Source organism: Neisseria sp. P0021.S006, assembly GCF_051956895.1.
The window spans coordinates 1-506 of record NZ_JBQCWZ010001083.1; the positions used below are offsets into that span (position 1 = coordinate 1).

Here is a 506-nt window from a genome sequence, read left to right on the forward strand (position 1 = left end):
CGAGTGGGTAGAAGGGGCGGAGTTTGAACTGTGCACGAAAACGGAGCGATGTTCAGCCACAGTCCGGCGGGGTCGTGGTTATGGTCGGTTGTGGAGGCGGCTGGGCGGGGAAGGAGGAGCAGCAGGCATTTGATGTTGGTTTTCGATCTGTTGTGCTCGGCGGACGGTTGTTGTGTGTCGGGGTTGCTTTACTTGTGGTTGTTGCTGTTGTGCGGGCGCGTTGGGGTGGTTTTGTGTGGGGTTTGGGTTGTTTGGGGGTGGGTGTGGTGGGTTTTGTTGGGGTGGGTGGGGTGGTTTTTGTTGGGGTTGTTGGGTTGGGGGGTGGCTTTGTGGGGGGGGGGTTTTTGGGTGTTTTTGTTTGTTTTGTTGTTGGGGGTGGGTTTGGGTGTTGTTGGGGTGGGTGGGGGTTGTGGGGTTGTCGGGTAGGGTTGGTTTGTTTGGTTTGTGGTGGTGTCTTTTGTGTGTTGGGGAGTGGGGTGTGGGTGTTGGGCGGGGGGGGGTTGAGG

At 58.1% G+C, this 506-nt stretch carries 1 protein-coding gene and 1 pseudogene; one reads left to right on the plus strand and one right to left on the minus strand.

The window, feature by feature from the left end:
* Positions 1-80: 80 nt before the first annotated feature.
* Positions 81-152, plus strand: a pseudogene (locus ACTHUM_RS18835) (hypothetical protein); the annotation flags it as partial.
* A 36-nt stretch (positions 153-188) separates the two neighbouring features.
* Here ACTHUM_RS18835 and ACTHUM_RS18840 read toward each other — a convergent pair.
* Positions 189-506 (minus strand): hypothetical protein (locus tag ACTHUM_RS18840; protein WP_440403804.1); only part of this gene is annotated, 318 nt, incomplete at its 5' end.